Raw genomic sequence first — 20,409 nt, forward strand, 5'->3', positions numbered from 1 at the left:
CCGATCATCGCTTGCGCCAGACGAACAGTCCGGACATCGCGTAATTCCAGACCACGCCCATCAGCGCGCCGGCCGCGCCCGCAAGCCACCAGATCGGCTCCTGGTCATAGACCGAGAAGGCGACGCCGACATTGGCGAGCAGGCCGACGCTGCAGACGAGATAGAACAGCAACAGGCCGCGCAGGATCGCAAAGCCCTTCAGCCGCTGGTCGCGATAGGTCAGGAAATTGTTCAGGATGAAGTTGCTGGTCATCGCGACAATCGCGCCGGTCGCCTGCGCTTCCGGAAACGGCGCGCCGAATACTTCGAGCGCAACATATAGCGCGGCGAGATGCACGAGCAGGCCGAGCGAGCCGACCAGCCCGAACAGCACGAAGCGGAGCGAGATGACGTCGTGCGTCAGCTTCGCAAGCACGAGGCCGAGGAAATCCAGCGCGACCATGGAATCGAGCTTGCTCTCGCCGTGCTGCCGCGAGCCGAACGTATAGGGGATCTCCACCGCGCGCAGCTTGCCCTGCGCGGTGGCGACGACGTCGAGCAGGATCTTGAAGCCTTGCGTCGAGAGATCTGGCGCCAGCTCCTCGAAGCGGTCGCGGCGGATCGCGAAGAAGCCGCTCATGGGATCGGCGATATCGACCCGCAGTAGGCGGCGCGCGATCTCGGTGGCGAAGGCGCTGGCGCCGGCGCGCTGCTTGTCAAACCCCTCGGCCCGGTAGCCCTCGATATAGCGGCTGCCGACCACGAGATCGGCCTTCCCGCTCCGCAGCAGATCGACCATCTTCGGCAGTTGCGTCTCGTCATGCTGCAGGTCGGCGTCCATCACCACGGCATAGGGGGCGCTGGAGGCCAGGATGCCCTCGATGCAGGCGCCCGAGAGCCCGCGCCGTCCGACCCGGCGGACGCAGCGCACGCGCGAATCCTGCCGCGCCAGGCCGCGCACCACCTCCCAGGTTCCGTCCGGGGAATTGTCGTCGACGAAGACGACCTCCCAGGGGATACCGGCGAGCGTCGTCTCCAGCCGCCGGTACAGGACGGTGACGTTGTCACGCTCGTTGAAGGTGGGGACGACAACCGAAAGAAGCGGCAAACCAACGGCCTGCGACGGGATTTCGGGGCCCGGTTTGATGACGTCATTCATGGCGGCCAAGCGTATATCCGCGCCGCCGAGCCGCGGGAAGCCCTAAACGCCGGCCAGAATGCGGGAAAAAGGGCCTGGAGACGCCAAAAATGCCAACGACCACGAACAACAGGCGCGCGTACATCCGGCGCTGCCTTGCTATTGCGTGGTCGTCCCAGCGCCAGAGCCCTTTCAGGCTGCGACGGCGCCGTTGGAGGTTAGATAGGAACCGCTCAAGGCTTCCGCAAGGGCCTGGGCAAAGTGGTCACGCTAGTTCGGCACCTCCCGAATCACCGGTCCCCTCGGGGCCGGCTCGGCGGGTGCCGGTTGCGCTGTGGCCGCTGGCGGCTGCGCCGCGGGCGGTTTGGCGGGCTTGCCCGTCTGCCCGATCGGCCCATACACGACCGCCGCCCCCAACACGATGACCGCGACGATGGCGCCCAAGAGGCCCCCGACCGATTGCGATGTCATACCCGATTGTCCCCGCAACTGATGCGCGATCTCGGCCAAGCGCACTTTTGGCCGGATCACACGCCAACGGCCGGTGATATCACGAAAAACGGCAATCAAGGAATAGGATTGCGGGTCGCTCCCTCCCCGTCATTGCGAGCGCAGCGAAGCAATCCATCGCGCCAGTTGCGGAGGCATGGATTGCTTCGTCGCTATCGCTCCTCGCAATGACGGCCGGGGCGCTCTGGTAGCCTATTGCTTGCTGTTCGCCGCCGCCTTGCGTCGGACGAAAGCGGTGACGATGTCCTTCTGCGCAAGCTCGATGGCGCGGTTGGCGGTGGCGAGATGCGCGCTCGCGTCCTCGTTCGGGAATTGCTCGGTGAGGAAGCCGATCAGCGAGGCCCGGAAATTCTGCCGTTCCGAGGGACACGCGCTCGCCATCAGGGAAGCGAATTCCTGATCCGACATGGTCTTGTTGCTGTCGCGGGGATATTCGCGGGCGAGGCAATTCCAGTAGGCGTCGCGGCCGATCACGGCGAGCTTGTGCGCATCATCGAGATCGTCATCGGCGATCGCGGCGGAGGGTATCAGAACCAGAAGGACCGCGATCATCATGCGCATTGTTGTTCTCCTTTTTGGGGTATCCTAGCGCGGACGGCCTGGATCGATAAGCGTGGAAAGCCTGACGCCGGCCAACTGGCCAATCACGATTTATTTGACTACTCTCGGATGGTCCCCTCCTCACGATGAGTTCTTCTCGTGGCCAAAGCCCCAAAGAAAACTGCAGGCAGCATCTATATCGGCATCGGCGGCTGGACCTTCGAGCCGTGGCGCGGCGTGTTCTATCCGGACAAGCTCGCGCAATCGAAGGAGCTGTCCTATGCCGCATCGAAGCTGACCTCGATCGAGATCAACGGCACCTATTACGGCTCGCAGAAGCCGGAGAGTTTCCGCAAATGGGCCAGCGAAGTCCCCGACGGATTCGTGTTCTCCGTGAAGGGCCCGCGCTTTGCGACCAACCGCCGCGTGCTGGCCGAGGCCGGCGATTCCATCAAGCGGTTCTATGATTCCGGGGTGCTGGAACTTAACGACCGGCTCGGGCCGGTGCTCTGGCAATTCGCACCGACCAAGAAATTCGACGGCGCGGATTTCGGCAAGTTCCTCGAGCTCTTGCCGCGCAAGCTCGACGGCCGCGCGCTGCGCCATGTGGTCGAGGTCAGGCACGACAGTTTCTGCGTGCCCGACTTCGTCGCGCTGATCCGCGAGTTCGAGACGCCGGTCGTGTTCGCCGAGCACGGCAAATATCCGGCGATCGCCGATGTCGCCAGCGATTTCGTCTACGCGCGGCTGCAGAAGGGCAATGACGAGATCAAGACCTGCTATCCGCCGAAGCAGCTTGACGCCTGGGCCAAGCGGTTCGAGGAATGGGCCGGCGGCGGCGATCCGGACGACCTGCCGCATGTCGAGAAGACAAAACCGAAGAAGATGCCGCGCGACGTGTTCGCCTATGTGATCCACGAGGGCAAGGTGCGCGCGCCGGCCGGCGCGATGGAGTTGATCGAGCGCGTGAAGTGATCGGGACGCCGGATGGCCAGGAAACTCTTCACGATCGGCTACGAGCAGACACCGCCCAAGGCGGTGCTCGATGAGCTCGAGCAGGCCGGCGTGAAGCTTCTGGTCGATGTCCGTGCCGTGACGTCATCCCGCCGGCCAGGCTTTTCCAAGAATCAGCTTGCGGCAGGGCTCGACGAGCGCGGCATCGCCTATGTCCATCTCGCGGCGCTCGGCACCCCGAAGGAGGGGCGGCTCGCCGCGCGCAGCGGCCAGTACGACCTGCTCCGCGGGATCTATGGAAAGCACCTGAAAACGTCGCAGGCGAAAGAACAGCTCGACGAATTGTCCTCGCTGGTGAAGAAGGCGGGACCGGTGTGCCTCATGTGCTATGAGCGCGACCACACGCATTGCCACCGCCAGATGATTGCCGAGATCATCGAGGACCGCGACGGCGTGAAGGTGGAGAATCTGGTCGCGCCGCAGGTATAGGTCCGTAGCCCGGGTGGAGCGAAGCGTAACCCGGGTATCTGCATCCGCATCGCGAGCGGCCCCGGGTTGCGCTTCGCTCCACCCGGGCTACAAGACTTCCTGTCATTCCGGGGCGCGCGTAGCGCGAGCCCGGAATCCATCGAGCCACGGGTGCAGGTGGATAAATGGATTCCGGGCCTGCGCCTTCGGCGCATCCCGGAATGACAGGGGAGCGTGGATTACCCCTCCAGCCACAATCTCCCCTCCATCATCTTCACGCAGCCGCCGCCGACATGCACGGACGCGACAGTGCCACCCTGTTTGCGGACGCGGGTGAGCAGGAGGCTCGGCCGGCCCATGTCGACGCCCTGGCCGATACGCAGCCTCAATTCGCCGTCGCGCACCTCGTCGAGATCGGCAAGGAATGCGGCGGCGGCCGCCGTGGCGCTGCCGGTCGCGGGATCCTCCGAGAGGGCACTCGAGCCCGGATGGAACATGCGCGCCTGCAGGTCGAGCGGCTGCTCGGCTGCGGGCACGTCGCGGGTGTAGAAATAGACCGCATCCGAACCGTCACACGGGAACGTCCGCGCGAAGGCCGCGGCATCGGGCCGTGCCCGTTTCAGCGCGTCGCGCGAGGCGAGCTCGACCATCAGGAACGGCAAGCCGACCGAAACGATCTGCGGCGCATGCCGGTCCGTCTTGACGTCACCCGCCGACAGCGACAGGCAGGCCGCGGCCTGTTCGGTGCCGACGCGCGACAGCCGCTGCAGCGGCTGCGGCGCGGTGAGCTCGGCGCCCGTGACCCTGCCCTGCCCGGTCAGGATCTCGACCGGCACGAGCCCCGCCTTCTCCTCAAATCTCAGCCGTTGCGGCGGCTTTTGCGCGAGCGTCGCCAGCACGAAGGCGGTGCCGACATTGGGATGACCGGCGAAGGGGATTTCCGAGCCCACGGTGAAGATGCGAACCTGCGCATCGTTCGCACTGTCCTGCGGCGGCAGCACGAAGGTCGTCTCGGAATAGTTGAACTCGGTCGCGATCGCCTGCATCTGCGCGGTCGAGAGCCCGCCCGCATCGAGCACCACGGCGAGCGGATTGCCGCCGAACGCGCGGTCGGTGAAGACATCAACGGTGATGTAGCGACGCTGCATGAAATCCTCCTATCCCAGTTGCCACACCGCAACCGGCTTCTCGTAACCGCGGATCGGCACCTCACCGCGCGGCACGGCATCGTGCGCCGCCTCGCCGAGCGCCTCGCGTACTTCGGACGAGATCAGGAACTGCGAGTTCAGCTCCTTGTTGAGCGCCTCCAGCCGCGCCGCAAAATTCACGGTGTCGCCGATCACCGTATATTCCTTGCGCCTGGGTGAGCCGATACTGCCGGCGACGACCTCGCCGATATGGATGGCGATGCCGATGCGCAGCGGCCAGCTCGTGGTCTTGTTGGTGTGCTCATTGGCGATCAGCATCTCGCGCGCCGCAGCCACCGCCTGATGCGCGGCGTCGTCGGCTTCAAGCGGCGCGCCGAACAGCGCGAGGAAGCCGTCGCCCAGAAACTTGTTCACGATGCCGCCATGGCGGTCGAGGATATCGACCAGCACGGCAAAGGCGCCGTCGAGCCGGTCGACCACCTCCTGCGGCGAGCGCGTCCGCGCGCCCGCGGTGAAACTGCGGAAATCGACGAACATCACAGCGACGCGGCGGATATCGCTGTCGGTCGACGCGCCCTCCGTCATCAGCCGCTCGACAACCTGCGGCGAGACGTGCTGGCCGAACAGATCGGTGATGCGGTCGCGCGCGGTGGCAGCCGCGATGCTGGCCGCAAACTGCCGCCGCAACTGGACGCCGACCGCGCCCGCAAGCATGCCGCAGATCAGCACGATGAAGCTGCGCGCCGCATGATAATAAAGGTTCGGCTCCGGATCGGTGCCGCCGTTCGGATGAAAGAACATCGCCAGATAGAATAGCTGTGCCGCGGCAACGAACCCGGTGAAGGTCGAGAGCCAAAAATCCAGCCGCAACGTCGAGAGGATGATGAAGATGAAATAGAGGAACGGTGCCGCGAATCCGAGCGCAGCGACCGATCCCATGCTCTGGATATGCAACGCCAGCGCGACCGTCGGTAACGAGGTCTCGATCAGCGCGCCGATGTAGCGCCGCACCACGGGCAGGTCGCGACCGTTCCGCATATGTCGGGTGATCGCGCCATGCACCCACAATTCGAACAGGATAAACGGCAAGGTGATGTAAAAGATAAATGATACCCTGAGATTGCCGTGCCAGACGCGGCTTACGGCCTCGGGCGCAAGGAAGTCGATGCCCAACCCGATGAGGGCAAGCAGCACCGCTGTCCCGATCAGCGCCTTGATCCGGAGCAGTTCAGTCGTCATCACCTCGTGCATCAGCGCCTGGTGGAAATCGGCGGATACCGCCGAAGCCTGCCCGTCTTTCTTCCTGCCCCAGAATCCGGCCATGCCCTTGCCCTGGAATGACGCCGATTGATCGGACTGAATATAGCCTCAATCGAGCGTGCGACGGAAGCGTGTCACGGCGATCGTCATCGCCACCAGCATCAGTACAATGAGTGCAATCGTGTCGTATTGCAGGTTGGCGAGGCCGGCGCCCTTCAGCATGATGGCGCGGACGATGCGGACGTAATGGGTCAGCGGCAGGCCCTCGCCGAGATATTGTGCCCATAGCGGCATGCCCGCGAACGGAAACATGAAGCCGGAGAGCAGGATGCTCGGCAGAAAGAACATCATCGAGAGCTGCATCGCCTGCAACTGGTTCTGCACGATGGTGGAGAACGTATAGCCGATCGACAGATTGGTGGTGATGAACAGCGTGGTCAACGCGGCCAGCAGGAGCACGCTGCCGAGGATCGGCACGCCGAACAGCAGCACGCCGATGCCGACGATCAGCGAGGCCTGCACGAAACCGACGATGACATATGGAATGATCTTGCCGAACATCACCTCCACTGGCTTGATCGGCATCGACAACAGGCTCTCCATCGTGCCGCGCTCGATCTCGCGCGTCACCGACAGCGCGGTGAAAATCAGCATGGTCATGGTCAGGATGGTACCGACCAGGCCGGGCACGATGTTGAGCCGCGACTCGGCGGCCGGGTTGTAGCGGGCGTGCGTCCTGATCTCGAACGGCATGTCCGGGGGATCGCCGACGTGCAGATCGTGCTCCAGCGCGGTCTGCACCAGGGCGCCGAGAGCGCCGAGCGCCGCGCTTGACGCGATCGGATCGGTCGCGTCGGCCGCGACCAGCAGCGCCGGCTTGTCGCCGCGCCGCACCGCGCGCTCGAAGCCGCGCGGGATCTCGACGCCGAACAGCACCTTGCCGGATTTCAGGAGGTCGTCGAACTCGGCGACATCGTGCACCTCGCGGGTGAAGCGGAAATAGGCGGTGTTCTCCATCGCCTTGAGGATCGAACGCCCGAGATCGCTGTCCTCCTGGATCAGCACCGCCGTCGGCAGATGGCGCGGCGTGGTGTTGATGGCGTAGCCGAACAGCAGAAGCTGCATCACCGGGATCATCACGATCATGGCGAAGGAGACGCGGTCGCGGCGAAGCTGGATGAATTCCTTCACCAGCATCGCATAGCTGCGCCGCCAGAAGCCGAAGGCCGGCTCCCTTGCCTCGACCATAGGATGGACTGCGTCGATCGCACTCATTGGAAATTATCCCTGGAAATTATCTTTGGAACGCCCCATGAGATCGATGAAGACGTCTTCGAGCGACGGCTCGCTGTCCTGCCAGTGCCAGCGCGGATCGTCGCGATAGGATGCAACGGTCGCGTCCAGCGCCGCCTTGTCGCGGCCGGACACATGCAGGCTGGTGCCGAACGGCGCCACCATGTCGATGCCGCCCTTGCCGGCGAGCTCGGCGGTGAGGACGTTGAGATTGTCGCCGGTCACCGTATAGGTCGAGAGCGCCGAGCCCGCGATCACCTCTTCCACCGTCCCATGCGCCAGGAGATGGCCATAGGCGATGTAAGCGATCTCGTGGCAGCGCTCGGCCTCGTCCATGTAGTGCGTGGAGACCAGCACGGTCAGGCCGTCGGCGGCGAGCGCGTGGATCTCGTTCCAGAAATCGCGCCGCGCCTTGGGGTCGACGCCGGCGGTCGGCTCGTCCAGCAGCAGAAGTCTCGGATTGGGCAGCGTGCAGGCCCCGAGCGCAAGCCGCTGCTTCCAGCCGCCGGAGAGATTGCCGGCAAGCTGCTCCTCGCGGCCCTTCAGCCCGATGCGCGCGATCATCTCGCGCGCCGCACTCCGTGCGTCAGGAAGGCCGTAGAGCCGCGCGACGAATTCCAGATTCTCGCGCACCGAGAGATCCTGGTACAGGCTGAAGCGCTGGGTCATGTAGCCGACCAGGCGCTTGATGCGGTCGGCATCGCGGCGGATATCGTAGCCGAGGCAGGTGCCGTTGCCGCTGTCGGGCGTGAGAAGTCCGCAGAGCATGCGGATGGTCGTGGTCTTGCCGCTGCCGTTCGGCCCGAGGAAGCCGTAGATCGTGCCGCGCCTGACCTGCATCGACAGATCATGCACGACCTCGCGGCCGCCGAACGATTTGGTTAGGCCATGGACATCGATGGCGATGTCGGGCGTATGGTTTGCAACCGTGCTCATCGCCGATCCGCCACCGGCGTCTTCGGATTGAGATAGACGCTGATCGGCTGTCCGACGCGCAAGGCATCGGGCCGGCTCGGCCGCGCCTGGATCAGGTAGACCAGCTTGTTGCGCTCATCGAGGCTGTAGATCACGGGCGGCGTGTATTCCGCCGTGGTCGCGATGAAATAGATCTTGGCGGTGAGATCGGCGGCGCAATTGTCGCAGACGACGCGCACCTGGTCGCCGATCGAAAGCTTCGGCAGTTCAGCCTCAGGCACGAAGAAGCGCAGCTTCATGTTGCCGGGCGGCATGATCGAGAGCACCGGCCGCTGCGCCGCCACCATCTCGCCCTCGCGGAAATAGATCTGCTGGATGGTGCCGGCGACCGGCGCAAAGCCCTTGCGCCGCGCCAGCCGCGTCTCCGACGTGTTGACCTTGGCCTCGGCCACGCGCAGCGCCGAGACCGCGGCGTCAAGATTGGCCTGCGTGCCGGCGCCGGTTCCTCTCAGCGAAGCCGCGCGGTCATAGGTCTGCTGCGCATTGGCAAGCGTGGCCTTGTTCTGGTTGAGATCGGCCTGCTGCAGGTCGTCGTCGACGGAGTAAAGGAGGTCGCCGACCTTCACCTCGTCGCCTTCGCGCACGTTGAGCTTCACCACGCGGCCGGCTTCATCCGGGCTGACGAAGATCATGTCGGCCTCGACCCAGCCCTGGAAGCCGGGATCGCGGCGCTCCTGGCAACCGGCCAGTGCCGCCGCCAGCGCCACCATCGCCAGTATCTTCACCAGGCGCGACGAAGTCATGTCGTCCTCCGCTCGCCGAAGATCAGATCGAGATGAACACGAAACATCTCGATCGCATCCAGTGGCGAATGCCGGCTGAACATGCTCTGCCAGATCACCGCGATCAGTGCCGGCGCGATCATGATCTGCGGGTAGCGGGCCAACTCCTTGTTGCGTATCTCGCCGCGCGTGATGCCAAGCTCGATCAGGGCGCGCATGCCAGCCATCCCGCGCGAGACCACTTCGCGGAAATAGAAATCGGCGATTTCCGGAAAGCGTGGCCCCTCGCTGACGATCAGGCGCACGATGTCGCCGCGCGACGTCGAAGCGACCTCCCGGATAAACATTTGCGCAAAGCCTTCCACCGCCTCGCGCACTGATCCATGCAGCGGCGCCGGTGATGCCATGCGGTCGATCAACGGCACCAGCGCAGTGCGGATCAATTCCTCGAACATCGATTCCTTGTCCTTGAAATGCAGGTAGATCGTGCCCTTAGCGACTCCCGCACGTTTCGCGATATCGTCGAGCCGGGTCGCGGCAAAGCCGCGCGCGACGAACTCTTCCATCGCCGCCTCCACGATCGCGGCCCGCCGCTCCGCTGCGCGCTCGGCGCGGTTCGGCCCGCCGCCTGCGATCTTCGGCGAGACCACTTTTGACACTTTGGCGCGCGCCGCCCTGCTGGCGGGTCGGCAGGCCTTGGATGGAATGGATGGTTCGGGGCGCTGTTTCATGATTAGATTATGACTGACTAGTCAGTCATTGTCAAGGGCCCCGTAGCCCGGGTGGAGCGGAACGCTCCTCGTCATTCCGGGGCGTGCGCAGCACGAGCCCGGAATCCATTCATCCATGTGTTTTGCGGCCCGATGGATTCCGGGCCTGCGCCTTCGGCGCATCCCGGAATGACAAGGATGGCCCTAACCGAACTCCAGCACCATGCGGCCGTCGATCTTTCCGGATTTCATCCGGTCGAAGATGTCGTTGATCTTCTCGAGCGGCGCCTTGGTGATCTCGGCGTGCACCTTGCCGTCGGTTGCGAAGGCGATGGCTTCGTCGAGATCGCGGCGGGTGCCGACGATCGAGCCGCGCACGGTGATGCGCTTCAAGACGACATCGAAGATCGGGGTCGGGAATTCGCCCGGCGGTAGGCCAACGAGGCTGACCGTCCCCTTGCGGCGGACCATCTTGAGCGCCTGCGCGAACGCGGCCGTCGACACCGCCGTCACCAGCACGCCGTGCGCCCCTCCCCCGGTCGATGCCAGCACCTTCTCCACCGCCCTGTCGGACAGCGCATTGACGGCAAGATCCGCGCCGGTGGTGCGTGCAAGCTCGAGCTTGTCCTCGGCGATATCGACCGCGGCAACCTTGAGCCCCATTGCCTTGCCATATTGGATGGCGACATGGCCGAGCCCGCCGACGCCGGAGATGACGACCCACTCGCCTGGCCGCGCTTCAGTCTCCTTCAATCCCTTGTAGGTCGTGACGCCCGCGCACAGGATCGGCGCCACCTTTGCGAAATCAACATTGGCCGGCAATCGCGCGGCGAAGGCGGCCGACGCGATCACATATTCGGCGAAGCCGCCGTTCACGCTGTAGCCGGTGTTGTGCTGGTGCTCACACAGGGTTTCCCAACCGGTCTCGCAATATTCGCAGCGCATGCAGGCGTCATGCAGCCAGGCGACGCCGACGGCGTCACCGACTTTGAGATTGGTCACACCCGGGCCGAGTGCCGCGACAATGCCGGCGGCCTCATGGCCAGGAATGAACGGCGGAACCGGCTTCACCGGCCAGTCACCGGATGCCGCGTGCAGATCGGTGTGACACACGCCGCAGGCTTTCACCTTGACCAGAACTTCGCCCGGCCCCGGTTCCGGCACCGGCACATTCTCGATCTCGAGTGGCTTGCCAAAATTTCGGACAACAGCGGCTTTCATGATCGGCATCTGTCTACTCCTTCGCTTTGGAACGCAGACTAGCGGTGACCGCCCTCTCGCCTTTTGATCGGTGTCAAAGGGCGCGCCGAATGTGCGCGCGTGACAGCGCGATGACAACTGCGACAATCTGTAGCCCGGGTGGCGAAGCGCAACCCCGGGGAAGCTGCACCAGCGGTTCGAGCGCCCCCGGGTTACGCTTCGGTCCACCCGGGCTACGACGCTACAAGGGCCGCGCTACCCCTTGGCGTCGCAGGCCCAGGCACGGATCACGCACTCCTTGCCGCCATATTCGTAACACTTGCGCGTGGCGGCGTTCAGTGAGCGCGAGATCTTCGGCTCCACCGCGTAGCCGTGGGCGCCGCAGGGATTCATCATGTCGATGGAGAGCGCAGCGCAGGCACGCTTCATCGTGACGGTGGTGCACTCGCCCTTGCATTGCTTCAGCGCCGCGGCGCGCGCCTCTGCTTCGGCGGCATAGTCGTAAGCCTGGCCATAAGCGCCGCATTTGCCGACCGCAAAGGCACCTGCCGCCCAGCTCTCGGTGATGAAACGCGTAGCAGCCAACAGCAGCGTCAGCGCAAGAATGAACAACGCGCGGCGTTGCGCGCGCCTCGTCGAGACGATCACTTTCCCCACCCCCAAGACAGCCGGCGGAACTCTAGCCGCCGGACGTTTCCACTTGGTGAACGGGAGGTTGAGAGCGGCGCAAATCGCCGCAACCGTCATTGCGAGCGCAGCAAAGCAATCCATGCCTCCGCAAGCGGCAAGATGGATTGCTTCGCTCCGCTCGCAATGACGAGGAGAGAGCGGAGACCCACACGCGGAATCGTAGGGTGGGCAAAGCGCAGCGTGCCCACCATCAAGAGCAGAGCGTGTGTTGGTGGGCACGCTTCGCTTTGCCCACCCTACGCAGCGGCGCTTATCCGCCGCGCGCGGCTTCGAGGGCTTGCGGGGTGTCGATGTCGAGGAAGGCGCTCTGGCCGTCGACGGGGACTTCGGCCACGGCTTCGGCGTGCTTGGCGATCAGGTGCCGGGCACCGATGTCGCCATCGAGCGTCATCAATTCCTTGAAGAAGCGCCGCGACCACAGCACGGGATTGCCGCGCCTTCCTTCGCTGACCGGCACCGCGATCAAATGACCGCGGTCGGGCGCAAAGGTCTCGATCAGCCGGTCGATCAAGGACGCGTCGATCAGCGGCATGTCGCCGAGGCAGATCACGGCGCCGTCGACGCTATCGGACACTGCGGAGATGCCCGCCTTCACCGAGCTTGCGAGCCCGCCGGCAAAATCCGGATTGCGCACGAATTTCACCTTCAATCCCTGCAGCGCCTGCTCGACCAGTTCGGCCTGATGGCCGGTGACGACGATCACCTCCGAGGCCTTCGAGGCCAGCGCCTGCTCGGCCGCAATGCGCGCGAGCTTCTTGCCGCTGATCTCCGCGAGCAGCTTGTTGGGGCCCCCCATCCGCGTCGAGCGGCCGGCGGCGAGCACGATGGCTGCGACGTTGCGATTGCCCTCGGTGTCGGAGCCCGTGCGTGGCTGCGGCCGCGTCACGATCTCCATCAAGAGCCCGCCGACGCCCATGCCGGTGAGCTCGGCCCGCGTGACCTTGATCCCTGCAAGCAGGCGCATCAGCACCCAGTCAAATCCGTTCTCGACCGGAGAGCGCGCGCAGCCGGGCGCACCCAGCACCGGCACCTTCCCCGCGCTGCCGATCAGGAGCAGATTGCCCGGATCGACCGGCATGCCGAAATGCTCCACCGCGCCGCCGATCCCGGTGATCGCCGCCGGGATCACGTCACGCCGGTCGGCGATCGCGGAAGCGCCGAACACGATCACGAGCTCGGCGCCAAGCGCGAGCAATTCCTTGATCGAGGCGGCCAGCACCTTCTCTTCGTGGGGCACGCGGCGCTCGGCGATGATGCTGGCGCCGGCGGGCGCGAGCCGCTCGGTGGTGACGCGCAAGGTCTTCTCGATCACCTTCAGCGACAGGCCGGGCAGCATCGTGGAGACCACGCCGACCTTCTTGATGACGTAAGGCGCAACGCGCAGCGTCTCGCGGCCGGCCACCGCGACCGCGGCGTCGCGCAAGCGCGATTCGACACCAAAAGGAATAAGCTTGACGGTGGCGATCATCTCGCCTTCGACCACCGGCTTGAAGGCGGTCAGCGTGGCGAGCGTTATCGCCTCGTCGACGTCGTTGATGCGATCGACCGCGGCGCGGTCAACCACCAGCACGCCGGCGCGTCCCGCGAACAAATTGGCACGGCCGGTAAAGGCGCGTTCGACATTGACGCCATCGCCGGCAATGGCCTGCGCGATGCTGGCCGCGGCAACATCTTCGGAGACGTCGCCCTCATCGAGCCGCACGACGACGATTTCCTTCACTCCGGCCTTGTTCAAGGCTTCCACTTCGGCAGGGCCGATCGTGGTGCCCTTCTTCAGCACCAGCGATCCCTGCCGCAGTGTGTGAACGGTGACGCCGCCAATCGCGTCACGCGGACTGGCAGGCCCGAACTTCATGCTGCAACTTCTTTCTCTTTCGGCGGCAGCCGCAGCGTCGCGGTGATCTCCGCCATGATGGCGACTGCGATCTCCGAAGGAGATACCGCACCGATGTCGAGCCCGATCGGCGCATGGATGCGCGCGATGTCGCTCTCCTTCGCCCCTTGCGCGCGCAACCGTTCGCCGCGCTTGGCATGTGTCTTCCGCGAGCCGAGCGCCCCGATATAGAAGCACTCGCGCTCGAAGGCGTGCAGCAGCGCGGGATCGTCGATCTTGGGATCGTGCGTCACCGCGACGAAAGCGGTGTAGTGATCGACATTGAGCGGCGGCAGCGCGACGTCAGGCCATTCCGCGACCAGGGGCACGTCGGGAAAGCGCTCGGGACTCGCAAACGCCGTACGCGGATCGACGACGGTGACGTCATAATCCAGCGACCGCGCCAGCGGCGCCAGCGCCTGGCTGATATGGACGGCCCCGATGATCACGAGCTTTGCGGTCGGCGCGTAGACGTTGAGGAACAGCTTGTTGCCGCCGACCTCGACGTTGGTGCTCTTGCCCATCCGCAATGCCTTGGAAAGCTCGGCGTTGAGCGGATCGGCAGCAAAGTCCTTTGCCTTGACCAGGCGCTGCTCGCCATTGGCGGTGTCGGTGATGACGATCACCGGGCGCCGCGCGGCGCGCTCGGCATTCAGCTCTCTCAGCGTTTCGAGCTTCACGGCTAGCCTACCTTCTCGACGAAGACGCGAATGGTGCCGCCGCAGGACAGGCCGACATTCCAGGCAGTCTCGTCAGCCACGCCGAATTCGAGCATCCTCGGCTGGCCGCTCGAGATCACGTCGAGCGCCTCGGTCACCACCGCGCCCTCAACGCAGCCGCCGGAGACCGAGCCCAGGAATGTGCCCTCGTCGTTGATGACGAGGCTCGAGCCGGCTGGACGCGGCGCCGAGCCCCAGGTCTCCACCACGGTGGCCAGCGCCACCCCGTGGCCGGCCTTCTGCCAGTCCTCAGCCGCCTTCAGGATGTCTTCGTCGCGATTGAGCATTTGAAAACCCTCTTCAAGCTACGGAGCGGATCAGGCTGCGATGATGAGGCGGTGGCGGGGCCGAAAGCGCCTCGATCAGCCCCTTGATGGAACTCAAGTTATGCACCGGGCGGAATTCGTCAACGTGGGGCAGCATCATTTTGATGCCCTGCGCCTTGGGCTCGAAGGCGCTGTAGCGCAGTAGCGGGTTGAGCCAGATCAGGCGGCGGCAGGAACGATGCAGCCGGTCCATTTCGAAGGCGAGCTTGGCGTCCGCCTCGCGCTCCAGCCCGTCGGAGATCAGCAGCACGATCGCGCCCTGCCCCAGCACCCGCCGGGCCCACAGCTTGTTGAACGTATGCAGCGAGGTCGCGATCCTGGTGCCGCCGGCCCAGTCCTCGACGCTCGAGGAGCAGCTTGCCAGCGCCTCGTCCGGATCGCGCTGGCGGAGCGCCCGCGTCACGTTGGTCAGCCGGGTGCCGAACAGGAACACCGAGACGCGTTTGCGCGCGTCGGTGATGGCATGCAGGAAATGCAGGAACAGGCGGGTATATTCGCTCATCGAGCCGGAGATATCGAGCAGCGCCACGATCGGCGCCGGCTTGTCGATGCGGCCGAGCTTGCGGATGTCGACGATCTCCCCGCCGGTGCGCAAGGAATTGCGGATGGTGCGGCGCATGTCGAGCCGGAGACCGCGGGCGTCCGGCCGGTAGCGGCGCGTCTCCAGCTCGGCCTGCGGCAACCTCATCTTGGCGATGGCGCGGGTGACCTCGGCGATCTCGGCCGCGCTCATCTGCGCAAAGTCTTTCTTCTGCAATATCTCGCGGTCGGAGACCGAGAGCTTGAGTTCCTGCGCCTGCTCCTGCGGCCGCTCCTCCCGGCTCGCGGGCTGCGACAGCGCCTCCTGCACACGCCGCGAGGCCGGCGGCGGCTTCTTCTTGGCGTGGTCCGGCAGCGGCACCGAGTCCAGCATGCTTTTCCATTCCTCCGCGGCGCGGAAGAACAGGTCGAAGGCCTGGGCAAAGATCAGCGCGTGCTCATGGCGCTTGACGAAGATCGCCTCCAGCGTGGCGTAGAAATCGGCGCGGCTGCCGACTTCGATGAGCTGCAGCGCATTGAGCGCATCGATCACCGAGCCCGGTCCGACCGGCAGCCCGGCCGCCCGCAACGCACGGGCAAAGCCGACGACATTGTCGGCCATGTGCCCGGTCGGCGGCGCAAGGTGGTTGATGGGCATCTATCCTCAACTCGTCATTCCGGGGCACGCGAAGCGTGAACCCGGAATCTGGAGATTGCGGCGCGAGGTTCCGGGTTCGCGCTACGCGCGCCCCGGAACGACGGAAGCGCGCGCGAGCGATCACGTCTCGCTCGTCGCTTCCTTCAAAACCTTCTGCAGCGTGTCGCCCTGCATGCGCGCGATGTCGTCCTGGTACTTCAGGAGCGCACCGAGGGTGTCGCCGACCACTTGCGGCGTCAGCGAGCGGGCATCGAGCTCAGAGAGCGCGGTGGCCCAGTCGATGGTCTCGGCGACGCCGGGCGACTTGTAGAAATCCTGGTCGCGCAGCGCCTGCACGAAGCGCACCACCTGCTGCGACAGCTTGGCCGAAATGTTCGGCACCCGCGACTTGACGATCGCGAGCTCGCGCTCGGCTGTGGGATAGTCGACCCAGTGATAGAGACAGCGCCGCTTCAGCGCGTCATGGATCTCGCGGGTGCGGTTGGAGGTGATGATCACGATCGGCGGCGCCGGCGCCTTCACGGTGCCGAGCTCGGGGATCGTCACCTGGAAGTCCGACAGTATCTCCAGAAGATAGGCCTCGAACGCCTCGTCCGCGCGGTCGAGCTCATCGATCAGGAGCACCGGCGGGCCGGCGACGTCAGGCTCCAGCGCCTGCAGCAGCGGCCGCTTGATCAGGAAACGCTCGGCAAAGATGTCGCTCGCAAGCTGGTCGCGGTCGGTATCTCCGGAGGCTTCGGCGAGGCGGATCGCGATCATCTGCGCCGCGCTGCTCCACTCGTAGACGGCGGAGGCGACGTCGAGACCCTCATAGCATTGCAGGCGGATCAGCTTCCGCCCGAGCGCTGAAGACAGCACCTTGGCGATCTCGGTCTTGCCGACGCCGGCCTCGCCCTCCAGGAACAACGGCCGGCCCATGCGCAGCGCGAGATAGGTCACGGTCGCGAGCGACCGCTCGGCGAGATAGCCGCGCGAGGTCAGGAGCTCGAGCAGCACATCGACGGATTTCGGGAGCGCCGATGCGGTCATGGGAAAGCCGGTGTTGGAGCCAAAGCAGCCTGCACTATCACGCTTTAGCGTTAGCAGCTTCGACCGCCCGGCGCGCCAGCACCCCGATCAAATGCGCGCGATATTCGGCGCTGCCATGCAGGTCGCTGTTCAGCCCTTCCGGCGGCACGTTGATTCCCTCCAGCACCTTGGGGGAGAAGCGCTTCTGCAGGGCCTCCTCGAAAGCGGTGACGCGGAACACGCCGTCCGAGCCGGCACCGGTGACGGCAACGCGGACGTCCGACGGCCGCCGTGCCACGAACACGCCGACCAGCGCATAGCGCGAGGCTTGGTTGCGGAACTTGACGTAAGCCGCCTTCTTCGGAACCGGAAACTGCACCTTGGTGATGATCTCGTCGGCTTCGAGCGCGGTCGAGAACAGGCCCTGGAAGAACTCTTCCGCCTTGAGCCGCCGCTTGTTGGTGACGATGGTCGCGCCCAGCGCCAGCACGGCGGCCGGATAGTCCGCGGTCGGGTCGTTGTTCGCCAGCGAGCCGCCGATGGTGCCGCGATGGCGCACGGCGGGATCGCCGATCCCACCTGCGAGGTCGGCGAGCGCCGGGATCGCCTCGCCGACGACGGCGGAGCCGGCGACCTCGGCATGCTTGGCGGTAGCGCCGATCGCGAGCGCGCGGCCCTTCATCTCGATGGTGTCGAGGCCCTCGACATGGGAGAGGTCGACGAGATGCGGCGGGCTCGCGAGCCGCTGCTTCATCACGGGCACCAGCGTGTGGCCGCCGGCGATCAGCTTGGCGTCCTCGTTCTTCACCAGCAGATTGGCGGCCTGTCGCACGGTCGCCGGACGATGATATTTGAATTCATACATTGGAATGTCCCGGGATTTTCAAACCGCGATCGCGATATAATGCGCTGAGGTTCACGCGAGATCGGACTTCGCCATCGCCTTGGCGCCGGCGGCGATCGAGGCGACGATGTTCTGATAGCCGGTGCAGCGGCACAGATTGCCTTCGAGCTCTTCGCGGATCACCTCGTCGGAGAGGTCGTTGCCCTTGCGGTGCACCATGTCGACCGCGGTCATGATCATGCCGGGCGTGCAGAAGCCGCACTGCAGGCCATGATTCTCGCGAAACGCTTCCTGCATCGGATGCAGCGGCCCGCCATCCGGCGCCAGTCCCTCGATGGTCTTGACGTCGTGGCCGTCGGCCATCACCGCAAGCGTGGTGCAGGATTTCACGGCCTTGCCGTCGAGATGCACGACGCAGGCGCCGCATTGCGAGGTGTCGCAACCGACATGGGTCCCGGTCAACCGCAGGTTTTCACGAAGGAATTGGACGAGAAGGGTACGGGGGTCGACGTTAGCGGTGACGGGATTGCCGTTCACGATCAGGGAAATCTTGGCCATCAGCACTCTCTTGATCTGCTCTGCCGCATATCGACAGAACAGGCGTTTATAACCGTTCCAAAGCCATAATATGGGCCATCACCGCAATGGGCAACCTCGCCGCTCGCATGGCCGGATGACCGAGCGTTGTTCTGGCGCCATTGTGCAGCGCCGTCAGTCTTTATCTTAGAGACGGCCGTGTCAGTGTCAGCCTTGCACGGCCTTGGCGAAATTCGCGAAGAACTCATCGGCCAGTTTCTTGGCCGCGCCGTTGATCAGGCGCTGGCCGAGCTGGGCGAGCTTGCCGCCGATCTGCGCCTCGACATTGTAACTAAGGAGTGTGCCGCCATCCTTCTCGGCAAGCGCGACCGTCGCGCCGCCCTTGGCGAATCCGGCAACCCCACCCTCGCCTTCGCCCGAGATCTTGTAGCCGTTGGGCGGATCGAGATCGGACAGCATGACCTTGCCCTTGAAGCGCGCCGAGACCGGGCCGACCTTCATCTTGGCAACCGCGCGAAAGCCGTTGTCCTCGGTCTTCTCCAATTCCTCGCAGCCGGGGATGCAGACCTTCAACACCTCGGGATCGTTGAGCTTGGCCCACACGGCCTCGCGCGGCGCCGCAAGCTGGACCTCGCCGTTCATCGTCATTGCCATGAGAGCCTCCGCGATCGCATCAAACCAACACCCAAGTAAAGCACAGCCGCCACAAAGGAAAGACCGGCATCCGACCACGAGCGATGCATATTCGCAGCGCAGCAAAACGGAGGCCACCCTTGTGACGACGCCGGGCTCGATCCAGAAGGGCCATTGGCAGCGGCGGCCGACAATGATTAGGTCGCGCGCGATGAGCACATCCCTTTCCCCGCTGCTGGCACCGATGCTGTCAAGCGCCGCGATGCGCGCGGTGTGCGACGACGCTGCCACCTTGCAGAATATGCTCGATTTCGAGGCAGCACTGGCGCGCGCCGAAGCAGCGGTCGGCGTGATTCCGAATGCCGCTGCCGGCCCGATCGGCACGGCCTGCAAAGCCGAATCATTCGACCGCGCGGCACTCGCGGAAGCCGCTGTTCGGTCAGGCAACCTGGCTATTCCGCTGGTCAAGGCGCTCACCGCCGAGGTCGCCAAAGCCCATAAGGAAGCCGCGCGCTATGTGCATTGGGGCGCGACCAGCCAGGACGTCATCGACACCGCGACGATGCTCACCTTGCGCGCCGGCATCGATGTGTTGCTGGCCGAACTCGATCGGGCCATCGCGGGCTTTGCCAAACTCGCCCGCCAGCATCGCGACACGGCGGTGGTCGCGCGCACCTGGCTGCAGCACGCGCTGCCGATGCCATTCGGCCTCAAGCTCGCCGAATATGCCGCAAGCCTGCACCGCTCGCGCCAGCGCCTGCGGCGCCTGCGCCGCGAGGCATTGGCCCTGCAATTCGGCGGCGCGGCCGGCACGCTGGCTGCGCTCGGCGACAAGGGCATGGCGGTGGCCGAGAAGCTGGCTCAGGAACTCGGCCTGCCGCTGCCGGAGGCGCCCTGGCACACCCACCGCGACCGCATCGCGGAAATCGCGTCCGCCTTTGCCATCATCGCCGGAAGCTGCGGCAAGATCGCCCGCGACGTGTCCTTGATGATGCAGACCGGCGTCGCCGAGGCGTTCGAGCCGTCGGGCGAAGGCCGCGGCGGCTCCTCCACCATGCCGCACAAGCGCAATCCCGTTGCTGCCGCAACCGCACTCGCCGCCGCCACCATGGCCCCCAATCTCGCCGCGACGATCCTCGCCGCGCAGGTCCAGGACCACGAGCGCAGCGCCGGGCCGTGGCACGCGGAATGGCCGACCTTGCCGACGCTGATGCTGGTCACCTCAGGCGCGCTCGCCGCCACCGTCGAGCTCGCCGAGGGCCTGGAAGTCGACGCCGCGCGCATGCGCGTCAACCTCGATGCGACCAAGGGGCTGATCATGGCCGAAGCGGTGTCGATGGCGCTCGCCGAAAAGCTCGGCAAGAGCGAGGCGCATCATCTGATCGAAGCCGCCAGCAAGAAGGCCGTCGCCGAGCACAAGCACCTGCGCGACGTGCTGACAGCGGATCCGCAGGTGACCGCGCAGCTTGCCGCGGAGAGAATCGAAAGACTGTTCGAGCCAATGTCCTATCAGGGCGCCTCGCAGGCGCTGATCGACCGCCTGCTCGCCTCGCTTAAGGATTTGTCGTAAGACACCCGCGGTCATTCCGGGGCGCGCGAAGCGCGAACCCGGAATCCATTCGACCACTTGCGCGGGCGGAGAAATGGATTCCGGGCTCGATGCTATCGCATCGCCCCGGAATGACGGAGCGTGTGGAGAGAATGA

At 65.2% G+C, this 20,409-nt stretch carries 21 protein-coding genes; 3 read left to right on the top strand and 18 right to left on the bottom strand.

The features are described 5' to 3' along the window. Positions 1 to 4: 4 nt before the first annotated feature. A complete protein-coding gene (locus ACZYOF_RS01215) occupies positions 5 to 1,138 on the bottom strand; it encodes a glycosyltransferase (protein WP_463714557.1) in 1,134 nt (377 codons plus the stop codon). Positions 1,139 to 1,819: 681 nt separating this feature from the next. After that, complete coding sequence (locus ACZYOF_RS01220; RefSeq protein WP_463714506.1) at positions 1,820 to 2,188, bottom strand: hypothetical protein; 369 nt, start codon at positions 2,186 to 2,188, stop codon at positions 1,820 to 1,822. A gap of 138 nt (positions 2,189 to 2,326) precedes the next feature. Between ACZYOF_RS01220 and ACZYOF_RS01225 the strand changes: the two genes are divergently transcribed. Then, positions 2,327 to 3,142: a DUF72 domain-containing protein gene (locus ACZYOF_RS01225; RefSeq protein ID WP_463714507.1), complete on the top strand. Its 816-nt coding sequence runs from the start codon at positions 2,327 to 2,329 to the stop codon at positions 3,140 to 3,142. Between the two features lie 12 nt (positions 3,143 to 3,154). Next, a complete protein-coding gene (locus ACZYOF_RS01230) occupies positions 3,155 to 3,610 on the top strand; it encodes a DUF488 domain-containing protein (protein WP_463714508.1) in 456 nt (151 codons plus the stop codon). 218 nt (positions 3,611 to 3,828) lie between these two features. Here ACZYOF_RS01230 and ACZYOF_RS01235 read toward each other — a convergent pair whose 3' ends face one another. From ACZYOF_RS01235 to ACZYOF_RS01310, 16 genes are all read right to left on the bottom strand, one after another. Further along, a complete protein-coding gene (locus ACZYOF_RS01235; RefSeq protein WP_463714509.1) occupies positions 3,829 to 4,737 on the bottom strand; it encodes a PhzF family phenazine biosynthesis protein in 909 nt (302 codons plus the stop codon). A gap of 9 nt (positions 4,738 to 4,746) precedes the next feature. After that, the gene (locus tag ACZYOF_RS01240) at positions 4,747 to 6,060 is read right to left on the bottom strand and encodes an adenylate/guanylate cyclase domain-containing protein (RefSeq protein ID WP_463714510.1); all 1,314 of its coding nucleotides are present in this window, start codon (positions 6,058 to 6,060) and stop codon (positions 4,747 to 4,749) included. Positions 6,061 to 6,105: 45 nt separating this feature from the next. After that, positions 6,106 to 7,272 (bottom strand): ABC transporter permease, encoded by a 1,167-nt coding sequence (locus tag ACZYOF_RS01245; RefSeq protein WP_463714511.1) that lies wholly within the window; start codon positions 7,270 to 7,272, stop codon positions 6,106 to 6,108. Between the two features lie 6 nt (positions 7,273 to 7,278). Continuing rightward, positions 7,279 to 8,226: an ABC transporter ATP-binding protein gene (locus ACZYOF_RS01250; RefSeq protein ID WP_463714512.1), complete on the bottom strand. Its 948-nt coding sequence runs from the start codon at positions 8,224 to 8,226 to the stop codon at positions 7,279 to 7,281. Then, the gene (locus ACZYOF_RS01255) at positions 8,223 to 9,008 is read right to left on the bottom strand and encodes an HlyD family secretion protein (RefSeq protein WP_282527248.1); all 786 of its coding nucleotides are present in this window, start codon (positions 9,006 to 9,008) and stop codon (positions 8,223 to 8,225) included. The genes ACZYOF_RS01250 and ACZYOF_RS01255 overlap by 4 nt, the downstream gene beginning before the upstream one ends. Further along, positions 9,005 to 9,718, bottom strand: a complete 714-nt coding sequence (locus tag ACZYOF_RS01260; RefSeq protein ID WP_463714513.1) for a TetR/AcrR family transcriptional regulator — start codon at positions 9,716 to 9,718, stop codon at positions 9,005 to 9,007. Before ACZYOF_RS01260 ends, ACZYOF_RS01255 begins: the two co-directional genes overlap by 4 nt. Positions 9,719 to 9,901: 183 nt before the next feature. Next, positions 9,902 to 10,927 (bottom strand): alcohol dehydrogenase AdhP, encoded by a 1,026-nt coding sequence (adhP, locus tag ACZYOF_RS01265; RefSeq protein ID WP_463714514.1) that lies wholly within the window; start codon positions 10,925 to 10,927, stop codon positions 9,902 to 9,904. A 225-nt stretch (positions 10,928 to 11,152) separates the two neighbouring features. After that, complete coding sequence (locus tag ACZYOF_RS01270; protein WP_245476376.1) at positions 11,153 to 11,545, bottom strand: DUF4189 domain-containing protein; 393 nt, start codon at positions 11,543 to 11,545, stop codon at positions 11,153 to 11,155. 292 nt (positions 11,546 to 11,837) lie between these two features. Then, complete coding sequence (locus tag ACZYOF_RS01275) at positions 11,838 to 13,442, bottom strand: molybdopterin-binding/glycosyltransferase family 2 protein (RefSeq protein WP_282527250.1); 1,605 nt, start codon at positions 13,440 to 13,442, stop codon at positions 11,838 to 11,840. Then, positions 13,439 to 14,140: an XdhC family protein gene (locus tag ACZYOF_RS01280; protein ID WP_282527251.1), complete on the bottom strand. Its 702-nt coding sequence runs from the start codon at positions 14,138 to 14,140 to the stop codon at positions 13,439 to 13,441. The genes ACZYOF_RS01275 and ACZYOF_RS01280 overlap by 4 nt, the downstream gene beginning before the upstream one ends. A 2-nt stretch (positions 14,141 to 14,142) precedes the next feature. Next, the gene (locus ACZYOF_RS01285; protein ID WP_027582816.1) at positions 14,143 to 14,466 is read right to left on the bottom strand and encodes an XdhC family protein; all 324 of its coding nucleotides are present in this window, start codon (positions 14,464 to 14,466) and stop codon (positions 14,143 to 14,145) included. Between the two features lie 13 nt (positions 14,467 to 14,479). Continuing rightward, positions 14,480 to 15,682 (bottom strand): vWA domain-containing protein, encoded by a 1,203-nt coding sequence (locus ACZYOF_RS01290; protein WP_130580259.1) that lies wholly within the window; start codon positions 15,680 to 15,682, stop codon positions 14,480 to 14,482. A gap of 120 nt (positions 15,683 to 15,802) precedes the next feature. Beyond that, positions 15,803 to 16,711 carry an AAA family ATPase gene (locus ACZYOF_RS01295; protein ID WP_130580258.1) on the bottom strand — a complete coding sequence of 303 codons (909 nt, stop codon included), beginning with the start codon at positions 16,709 to 16,711 and terminating at the stop codon, positions 15,803 to 15,805. A gap of 37 nt (positions 16,712 to 16,748) precedes the next feature. Further along, on the bottom strand, positions 16,749 to 17,555 hold the full coding sequence (locus ACZYOF_RS01300) for an FAD binding domain-containing protein (protein WP_463714515.1): 807 nt from the start codon (positions 17,553 to 17,555) through the stop codon (positions 16,749 to 16,751). A 51-nt stretch (positions 17,556 to 17,606) separates the two neighbouring features. Continuing rightward, positions 17,607 to 18,092 (bottom strand): (2Fe-2S)-binding protein, encoded by a 486-nt coding sequence (locus ACZYOF_RS01305; protein WP_130580256.1) that lies wholly within the window; start codon positions 18,090 to 18,092, stop codon positions 17,607 to 17,609. 186 nt (positions 18,093 to 18,278) lie between these two features. Next, entirely contained in the window at positions 18,279 to 18,725 is a 447-nt protein-coding gene (locus tag ACZYOF_RS01310; protein ID WP_130580255.1) for an SRPBCC family protein, read from the bottom strand. 190 nt (positions 18,726 to 18,915) lie between these two features. Between ACZYOF_RS01310 and ACZYOF_RS01315 the strand changes: the two genes are divergently transcribed. Further along, positions 18,916 to 20,274, top strand: coding sequence for a 3-carboxy-cis,cis-muconate cycloisomerase (locus ACZYOF_RS01315; RefSeq protein ID WP_463714516.1), 1,359 nt, complete (start codon positions 18,916 to 18,918; stop codon positions 20,272 to 20,274). The last annotated feature ends 135 nt before the right edge of the window (positions 20,275 to 20,409 follow it).

This window comes from Bradyrhizobium sp. LeoA1Lang, assembly GCF_055413685.1.